Below are 9,858 nucleotides of genomic sequence, written 5' to 3'. Positions count from 1 at the left end.
TCTCTGGTTAGAAATGGCAGGGATAGAAACTATTGGGCAGAATACTATAGCGATACTAAAATGATCAGCAGGTCTACCTCAATTAATTTCATCTGAATTTTCAGAATTAACATATGAAGTTTTGAGTTTTAACTATTGCGCAATAGTAATTAATATATTTTCAATTTTTAATAGAACAATTAAAGGTAGTTTCTGAATCATTACCGATAGTAGGATATATTATTCAAATTCCCTATGATGAAAAAATTGGTAAAATATTGAATTAATGTATGTGGGAATTGTTAGGCTACGGAGTCATATCTCTCTGGTTAGAAATGGCAGGGATAGAAACTATTGGGCAGAATACTATAGCGATACTAAAATGATCAGCAGGTCTACCTCAATTAATTTCATCTGAATTTTCAGAATTAACATATTAAGTTTTCAGTCTTAACTATTGCGCAACACTAATTAATAAATTTTTGATTTTCGATAGAACAATTAAATTAGCTTTTGAATCATTATGTGTAGCAATATATGTTATTCAAATTCGCTATAATAGAAAGATTTGAAAAACATTGAACTGATCTATGTGGGAATTGTTCAGCTACGGAGTTATACATCTGTGGCTAGAAATGGCAGGGATACAAACTATTGGGCAGAATACTATAGCGATACTAAAATGCTCAGCAGGTCTACCTCAATTAATTTCATCTGAATTTTCAGAATTAATCAGAATTAACATATGAAGTTTTGAGTTTTAACTATTGCGCAATAGTAATTAATATATTTTCAATTTTTAATAGAACAATTAAAGGTAGTTTCTGAATCATTACCGATAGTAGGATATATTATTCAAATTCCCTATGATGAAAAAATTGGTAAAATATTGAATTAATATAATCAGAATTAACATACTAAGTTTAGAGCTTTAACTATTGCGCAATAGTAATTAATATATTTTCAATTTTTAATAGAACAATTAAAGGTAGTTTCTGAATCATTACCGATAGTAGGATATATTATTCAAATTCCCTATGATGAAAAAATTGGTAAAATATTGAATTAATATATGTGGGAATTGTTCAGCTACGGAGTCATATCTCTCTGGTTAGAAATGGCAGGGATAGAAACTATTGGGAAAAATACTATAGCAATACTAAAATGGCAAGCAGGTCTACCCCAATTAATTTCACCTGAAAATTCAGATGAAATATTGACCTTAGAAGTAGATGAATACCTAGAAGGCTTAAAAACAAAAGGATTACTAACTGCTGATGCTCAGGGGATCTGGATACAATCAGAACTAATATCTCTACATAGTCACGAAGGCACAATTCCGATTCCCGGTGCTTCTCTAACTAAAATCGCTACATCTTTAGCTGCACTAGAAACTTGGGGACCGCAACATCAATTTGAAACCTTGATTAGTACCACAGGTCCAATTACCAATGGAATTTTGCGAGGAGATTTAGTCATTAATGGTGGTAGTGACCCTTATTTTGTCTGGGAAGAGGCGATCGCCCTGGGAAACACCATAGAAAAATTGGGCATTAATCAGGTGACTGGTAATTTGGTTATAGTAGGTAATTTTTGGATGAATGAACGGTATAACCATGTAGTAGCTGGTCAGTTCTTGCAAGAAGGTATAAATTCAGCAACTTGGTCTAGAAATGTCAGAAGTATCTATAACCGAATGCCTCCAGGAACGCCAATGCCGAAAGTAGCGATCGCTGGTTCTGTCATATCCCAAAAATCTGTATCTCAGAAAATTCCTATTATTAGACACAAGTCCTTACCCCTGGTGTATATCCTCAAAACGATGAATGCCGAAAGTAAGAATAATTTAGCTGAGAGGTTGGCGAAAAATTTGGGAGGACCAAAAGTTGTGCAACGAAAAGCTGCTTGGAGTGCTGGAGTACCTGAAGGAGAAATACAATTAATTAATGGTTCTGGGTTGGGAGTAGAAAATCAGATTTCTCCAAGAGCGGCAACTGCAATGTTAGTAGCTATTCAACAGCGTCTGCAAACTTCTGAGTGGGTTATTGCCGATCTGTTTCCGGTATCTGGTTACGATACGGGAACTTTGGCAGACCAGTCACGGAATATTCCCCAGGGAGCAGCGGTGAAGACTGGTACTTTGAATGATGTGATTGCTTTAGCGGGAGTTTTTCCAACGCGGGAACAGGGTTTGGTTTGGTTTACGATAGTTAACCGGAGTCCTTATTGGGAGGAAACACGAGCAGAGCAAGATAAATTTTTACAGGAATTAGTTAATAGGTGGGGAGTAACAATGCCACCTATAGGTATTATTCCTAAGATAAATGGTAATAGGTTAGGTTTGGGGGATAGTCAAAGAAACGATATTCTTTTAGGAAATTAATAGGAAATTAAGTTTGAGGAAAGTTTTGAGTAGAGACTGGCGAACAGATGATTATTTTTTTTCTTTCTTTTCTCTAAAATAATAAGTACAAGATAGGCAACAGGCAATGGCGAACTGCAATAGATTTTTAGGTGGTATTAATATCTTAACTTATTTGCCTGGTGCTATAGTCAATAATCACCTTTTTTTGCATAGAAAAATCTAATTTTTACTCTATCACATTTGATTTGTTATTTAAAAAAATTAAGCTATTTCACCTTTTTTGTCTTTGTAATTATCCATATATAACTGATGACAGGATAAATTTTCTTTTAATTCTTTAGCTGGAAGTGTTTCCAAGTTTGGCTGCCCAAAAATCAATGGTAAAAACATCAATATTTTCATCACAATATCAGCTATTGATGGAGTTGTTTGATTCGCAAATACCAACATACAAGAAAATTGACGGGATTGGATATTGAAATATAGAAGTTGTCTCTTCATAGGAAAAATCATCCTCTTTTATCTATCTTTTCTTCATTATGGATACTGGTTTTTGTTAGTGTCTAGCAACAATAGTTGTGAAAACGCAATTTTATTTTTACAACTATTGTTGCTAGATTTTTAGAGAAATATCTTGTAGACTATATCCATAGCAACTTTATTTCACTGTTTGCTTAAGATACTGTTTGTAAAATAATTATTAAGAGAGTATACGAGTGACTAAAATCTAAAAGCGGTAATACTTCAAGGGATTGAAAGAAGGTAGATAGAGAAGTATTCAGTACATATATTCCTAGATTTAATAGCGACAAATATTTGCCCTTGTATTTCTTCGGACCTCCATACCTATTCCCAGTTAAGTGTTCCCTATCTCCTTTTTATATTTCCTGATACATTCAATCTCTAAATGCTATTTAGCTAATTGAGTTTTCTATTATTAAAGTAAATTGTTAAAGTTATGACCTCATTATTAAAAAAGTATTGTCCTATATTGAATAATACAAAAAACTTGGAAAATCAAGAAAAATTTCTTGAATGTCTGGAGGTATAAAAAGAGTGGGATATAGATAGACTGTTACAAGATTTGAATAGTTTAAAAGAATATTTTGAAGGTAAAAAGCTTACCAATAAAGAAACTTGTTGGTTGCGTATGTTGCTTAAAGGACAAGCTACTGACTAAATATCTAATAAATTTTATCTATCTAAAAACACAGCGAAAAGTGACTTATCAAGAACTTTATATAAATATGTTAATGAACTTACTGGTAAAAAAATTGGTCATTCGTTAGCAGTTAGTAAATACCTTAAAGAAGCAGGATATAGAAGAACAATAAACTTACTTTCTATATGGGATATAGATAGAATATTAGAATATTTAGCTCTTAAGAAAGGTAAAAATCTTACCAATAAAGAAACTTGTTGGTTACATCTGTTGCTTCAAGAACTGGATACCGAAGAAATATCCAATGAACTTTATCTATCTCAAAAAACAGTGAAAAGTGATTTATCAAAAACTTTATATAAATATGTCAAAGAACTTACTGGTAAAAAAATTAATCACCCGTTAGAAGTTAGTAAACACCTTAAAGAAGCAGGATATATAGAACCCCTGAAGGGATCTATTTAAAATTAGAGATTGAGAGTAGGGGCGATTTCCTACGGAATGCTCCTAATTACGCGGAAAGCGACAGCATTCGGTTTGCGCAGCATTCCGCAGGAAACGAAATCGCCCGTACGGGAGTGGGGGAGTGGGGGAGATGGGGAGATGGGGTGTATTAGATATCTGCCACTCATCCCATCATCAAATCAATTATTACCCATTTTTTATCAATTAATTCTCCACCAGGACCTATTTTATGGAGATACGCTTAGGGCTTCTATAAAAACCAACTTAAGCTTAAGATTTAATATTCGTTTTTCTGCACCTCCAGCGGTGGTGACCACCAGACCTCATAATGGGTTTCGTATTTCTGGACATCGAACTTGAGCGATTGTGACGATTACATAATCAAACTCTGGCCTCATAATGGGTGCTGAGATTTCTAAATTCTCAAACTCAGTCAGAAATTGCTTCTGACTTCTAAAGAGCAATGCTTTTTTTGTCAAAAATAAATTAGCATTAAACCATTATTAGCACTCAAAAAAATCTTCCCCCCCATGAAACCTATCCAAATAAGTACCTGGACAGAATTAATTGTGCATTTTTGATTTCTCTGTCACAGAGCCATCGAAGGATTAACAAAAAATATTATATATAAATAACTTTGTCCACCTACTTATCAATGGAAATACCTGCATCAGTCCTGGAAGCAACCAACGCAGATACAACAACATTTGTAGAAGAGTTACGGATGTAGAAGAGTTACGGATATTAGCAGTAGTTAACTCTATGAAATGGCTTGTTTATCCTCTAGCAAAGCAGCCGAACTAGCAGGAATGTCAAGGGTATAATTTCTACTCAACTTAGAGAAATATTAAGTCTTTCCCTTGACTCAAGAATTGCAAGAATTGGAAACAGAAAATGTCAGTAGCCATAAGTAATACATCCCCATTGCTCTACTTAGGGTTTGCTTATGGAAGTCTTTTTGTTGAGGTAGGGAGTAGGTAGTAGTTACAGCGGTTTCCGCGCGTTATGAGGTACACCCATCGCGGGCAAGATGCCAGCGCTGCAATATTTTCACCACTTACTTTGTACCTCATTTCCCCGAAATATGCTGTAAGAGTCAAGAGAAATGGGAGTTAGTAAGAAGGTGGTCGAAAGAATCGCGAGAGTGAAGTTATCCTAAAATGCTAACTTTTTCAACTTTATCAACCAAAAAGCTGGTACTTTTCCCAGACATAAAATTGCTCAAAATCAATTATCAATTATCCATTATCCATTATCATTTCACCCAAGGTTGCTCCCAAGACTCTCCACCAATTTCTAAACCACATAGATCGCTACGCGCTTCCAAAATCAACTTTGAATAACCATCCCTAACTTCTCTTAACTTCAAAGTTAAATTACCCCGCATAGTATCCCGACACAAAAATATTAATCCCTGTTCTGATGGTGCCCGTAGAGGTGTACCAGAACAATTTGTAGTCCCAGTCAACTCTACCTCAAATAAATCATTTTTTGCCTGCATTTTCCATTCTCCCCAAGGCTGAATTTGCCAATATACTTCAGAGTTCCACGGTACAAACTCATAAAATTTGCCTTGGTAATGAATACCCACCATTGCCACTTCTTCCATCCACCACAATACTCCTCGCTTACCACCCCCAGCAGTTAAAGCTAAATCTGGTTCATCATAGAAACTATTGCAGTTAAGCCAAAACCACTTTTTCGGAAAAGCACCACCCCAATTTTTCTCGCTATATGCTGGTGCATTAGTAAATTTATAAGTATTGCCATTCCATTCTATCCAACCAGTGGCAAGACCATGAGCCATTAATATTTGCCATCCAGGCTCAAAAATTGGTAAAAATGATAGCCAACCAGCAGTTGACTGTTGTTGTACATCTGGGTTTCCCCAACCATAAATAGGTTCTGTCTGATATTGCCAACGACAATAATTATTATTTCCTGGATCGAAGAGAATTCCTTGATGCCAAGTTGCTGTAGCTTGATATCCTTGTTGAATTTTATCCTGAAATACTTGTGGATCTAAATAGCCAACTGGACCTTGTAAATTTGTTTCTCCCCAATGACCTAATTCTAGAACCTCCGGGGTTGCCCAAAATTTTTTCACATCTGGGAAAGTCCGACAGAGATATTCGTCATTTGGGCCAAGAATTTGAGCGCCACCACCACTATAAGGTTGACCACCGATAGGATCTTCTATAGAGTACATGAAGGCGAAAGTTTGTTTCTTTTCTGGTAGGGTGACTCGATAATACCAACCTTCAAAGAAACGGCGATCGCTACCATCCCAGTGATAGCCACTGTGGGGTGTTTGTTTTGGGTATTCTCTCACAACTCCTTAAGTAATTTTGTTTAACTTCCCTGGCGGGAATTCCCGCGCTCTCCGGTGGGGGAGCGTCGTATGGGAAAGCCAGGGCAAAGATTCGGATACCTCCACAAGCTAAAGGTTCATCAGCCGCAAGACATGCTAGGAGGATTTTGTTATTCTAACCTTCATCACAGGGGGAGGACATCACCTCTGTTAAAACAGCAGTCAGTTTTTGCTGACTGAAGAATCCCGGGTTCGTCATCGTTATCGTTATGTTGCGCTTACGCAACGTCGGGAGTATGTCAAATAAGCTAGATACTTATATAGATAAAGGGTACGCTCACATTGTTTTAGTAATATTGCGATTGTACCCAATATTTTATATTCTATCCTAAAATGTAACTTGATTATTTAGAAAGACCTACTTCTTCTGAGGAACGATTTAGCATAGATTCTTGTAGATGTTCTTCATTTTGCCGTTCTTGAGCCATTAATTCTCTGGCTTTTTCTTCCTCTATGTGGTTTGCTGTTTGTTCCACTTCTTCTGAGGAACGATTTAGCATAGATTCTTGTATATGTTCTTCATGGTGTCTATTTTTTACCATTAGTTCCCGGGCTTGTTCATCAGTATTCATTTTTTTGTTCTCCACATGATGTTTTTCTAATAACTAATCTGGCACGTCCCCTGTTCTTTTGTAACAATAACTACAGAAAAATTAACATCTTATGAAAATGGACTTGGGTTATTTCAATTATTAATTATTGCTCTGCTGATTAAATTGAAAAGCATTGACAGATAAAGATTTTAGCCTTTAATGGTCTTGAAAAAGTGCAAGATGTTAGTCCAAAAGGTTCAAAAAGTTAGCATTATAAGGCTGACTAGGAAAGAAAAATTAACAAACCATTCTTGCGACTACTTCCTCTATAGCTCCCATTCCTCCTGACTCCTGACGTAAGGATTCAGGTTCTATGGAAAAGCCTATAAATCTTGATGGATAAGTATTGACCGCATTTTGCTCCAAAGTCCTATTCTCAATTAGAGATTGCTATAAGCCTTTATTTTCCTGATTATTGAGAATAAGGTTATTAAATGGCTGAGTCAGTCGTTTTCAGAAGTCTCTCTATAACTGGGTTTGAGATACCTAAATCCTTACCTGCTGACTCCCCCTCCACCGGAGGGGTTAGGGGTGGGTTCTGACTCCTACCCTTATCACTCATACTTATTCAGCAAACCCTAATTATCAGTACCTCCAGTAATAGGGAAGCTTGAGACCTTATTTCTTGGTCAATCAGAAAGTCAAAATTTATCCACTCATTATGTAGAAGTATATTTTTTGAGGAACTTTATTATCTAGTAATACCATTTTGAAAAAAGAATTTTACAAATAATTAGGAGAGTTAAAATATCTGGTAGTGCGTCAAGGAAGTGTGGGAAGTGTGGGAAGTGTGGGAAGTGTGGGGAAGTAGGAGAAATAATTGTACCTGTATCTTTTTGGGAAGTGTCTGCCTTTCGTGCTAACTTTTTAGTCTCAAAGGCTAAAAAATTTGCACTTTTTTTCGCGACCATGTGGGCGCTCAACCTTTATATATCAGTGCTTTTAGATTAGATTGACCAGCCCTACGCGACTTATCCCACACTTTACTGATGCACAACCAAATATCTTACATCAGATGCTCCTCTGACTAAAAAGAGATATTCAAGCTAAGAAATCATACTTAATATATTTATTCTGACTCCTGACTCCTGACTTCTGACTCCTAAGCAGTTATCTAAATATTTGTAGCAAACATTTATCATGCTTGGTATAAGACAGTTTAAATACATTATTGAGGAATAATTTCTGTTACTACATTGTTCTGACCACCCTGAATAATAACTGTCTCATTTTTGAGCTGTCCCACTGCTTTTGGACCTCTAACATTAAATGGAGGATCGACTTGACGATAAAATACATTACCTTCTGCTTCAAAAGTTTGATTTTCCAAATACCAAGTTAGGCGATCGCTATTTAATTGAGCTTGATTTTCTTGTGCAACACCAATAACATTTCCTGATAAAACAAAAGTATTATTCTGAAAATTTCCTTGACCTTTATTTGCTTGTAAAACTACTTTTTCTCCTTGTTCTAATACTGTTATATATCCTGGTGAATCAATCAAATCTTGTGGCATATTCCAAATCATCAAATCACTACTTATTTGTAATTTTGGATTAGTTCGGAGTAGTTGTACATTTTTCTTTAGAGTAGCTATTTGACTTTCTAAATTAAATTCTGATTCGTCACCATAAGCTATACCAATAACTTTGTTATCTTTTAATTCTTCTATTTTGATTGGTTGATTAGCAATCAATTTTTTTTGATCTATCTGCCAAAATAATTGGTCTGTTTGTATTTTCATTACAGGTTCTTGGAACATAGCTACTACTTGACCATAGAACTCTATCCTTTTTTCCAGACTAATAACTTTTGCCGTTTGAGCTGATGCTTGTATTTGTTCATTACTACCTGTTATATTGTTGCGAACAATAATGATTCCTGGTTCAGTTAACCATTCTAATTGTTGTCCTCTGATAGTTATTTTATTTTGAATGTCATATACTTCTATTTCTTGTATCAGTAAAATTTTATTTCCATCTTGATATACTTCTCCTTGTAATGCAGTAATTTTATAAGCTAATTTTCCATCTCGAAATAATTCACCTTCAGGTTTAGTTACCCTAACTAATTCTTTATCTCTTACATACGAAGCTTGTTTAGATTTTACCCTCCACAACATTTCACCTGCTTCAGATGCTTCTTCAAGAGTAACGTCATTTAAGGTTAAATCACTTTCTGGTGTTTGATTAGGAATAGGTTGTTCTGAGATATTTTCTGGAGTTTTATTTTGTTGATTACAAGCTGTTATTTCTAGAAGTAAAGTTACTAATATTAATAAAGGGATTGATGATTTTTTTGCATGGGAAAAAGAATTATTTTGTTTTATCATAAAAAGTCTATTATGTTCATATCGTTGTTCTCAATCTAATTATTACATAAGTCTTCAATAAGGAAGAGGCAATAAGAAATAGGAAACAAACAGGAGATAAAAGTATTAAAAACGTAAAAAAAATTCATTTTAATTTTTGCCAGAGGTATAATAGCAGCTTGAAAAAAGAATGCTACAAAAAGGTAGCTCTCAGTCAGATATGCTTAAAAATAGCTACTCCAATTCATTTTAGATATTTATATCTATTGTTTTTACATTTTTTTAAATATTTTTTCCTTCTTCCTTCTTGCTTCTACTATTTGTAAAAAAGACTTATTAAATTGGTATTATCAGTACCTCTACTGAATAAGGAAGCTTGAAATACATAATCTTCTTTTTTTTATCCTCTTAAAAGAGGAGGCGTAATACCATTTCTCAAAAACTTTATCTATTTCAGAGTAGGGGAGTGTAGGGACGTTGCACAGGCAAAAATGCGTTTTCCGTTCCGGAATGCTCCGCAAACATGTCGCACAGCGTTAGCGGAGCTTTGCGTTAGCAAAACGTCCGTACGGGAGAAGTAAAAATAAGGATAATCAAAGATTAAATTGTCTC

7 protein-coding genes are annotated in these 9,858 nt (G+C 35.0%); 2 read left to right on the top strand and 5 right to left on the bottom strand.

Annotation, left to right across the window (positions count from 1 at the left end; translation table 11 throughout):
* Window positions 1-1,051: 1,051 nt before the first annotated feature.
* The gene (locus ACP6PK_RS08570) at window positions 1,052-2,362 is read left to right on the top strand and encodes a D-alanyl-D-alanine carboxypeptidase (RefSeq protein WP_426559251.1); all 1,311 of its coding nucleotides are present in this window, start codon (window positions 1,052-1,054) and stop codon (window positions 2,360-2,362) included.
* 243 nt (window positions 2,363-2,605) lie between these two features.
* On the opposite strand, the gene ACP6PK_RS08565 is transcribed toward ACP6PK_RS08570, so the two are convergent.
* Window positions 2,606-2,845, bottom strand: a complete 240-nt coding sequence (locus ACP6PK_RS08565) for a hypothetical protein (protein ID WP_426559250.1) — start codon at window positions 2,843-2,845, stop codon at window positions 2,606-2,608.
* A gap of 679 nt (window positions 2,846-3,524) precedes the next feature.
* On the opposite strand from ACP6PK_RS08565, the gene ACP6PK_RS08560 reads away from it, so the two are divergent.
* Window positions 3,525-3,971 (top strand): LuxR C-terminal-related transcriptional regulator, encoded by a 447-nt coding sequence (locus tag ACP6PK_RS08560; RefSeq protein WP_426559258.1) that lies wholly within the window; start codon window positions 3,525-3,527, stop codon window positions 3,969-3,971.
* Between the two features lie 1,255 nt (window positions 3,972-5,226).
* On the opposite strand, the gene ACP6PK_RS08555 is transcribed toward ACP6PK_RS08560, so the two are convergent.
* From ACP6PK_RS08555 to lptC, 4 genes are all read right to left on the bottom strand, one after another.
* Window positions 5,227-6,303: a tocopherol cyclase family protein gene (locus ACP6PK_RS08555; protein ID WP_426559249.1), complete on the bottom strand. Its 1,077-nt coding sequence runs from the start codon at window positions 6,301-6,303 to the stop codon at window positions 5,227-5,229.
* Between the two features lie 383 nt (window positions 6,304-6,686).
* Entirely contained in the window at window positions 6,687-6,914 is a 228-nt protein-coding gene (locus ACP6PK_RS08550) for a hypothetical protein (protein ID WP_094672296.1), read from the bottom strand.
* 258 nt (window positions 6,915-7,172) lie between these two features.
* Window positions 7,173-7,301 (bottom strand): hypothetical protein, encoded by a 129-nt coding sequence (locus ACP6PK_RS08545; RefSeq protein WP_256386514.1) that lies wholly within the window; start codon window positions 7,299-7,301, stop codon window positions 7,173-7,175.
* An 802-nt stretch (window positions 7,302-8,103) separates the two neighbouring features.
* Window positions 8,104-9,267, bottom strand: coding sequence for an LPS export ABC transporter periplasmic protein LptC (gene lptC, locus ACP6PK_RS08540; RefSeq protein ID WP_426559248.1), 1,164 nt, complete (start codon window positions 9,265-9,267; stop codon window positions 8,104-8,106).
* Window positions 9,268-9,858 lie beyond the last annotated feature (591 nt).

It is taken from the genome of Dapis hubbardiae BLCC-M172, from assembly GCF_050016015.1.
Classification (GTDB): domain Bacteria; phylum Cyanobacteriota; class Cyanobacteriia; order Cyanobacteriales; family Microcoleaceae; genus Trichodesmium.
Note: the sequence above shows the minus strand (reverse complement) of the source record. Positions and strands in the feature narration are given on the sequence as shown.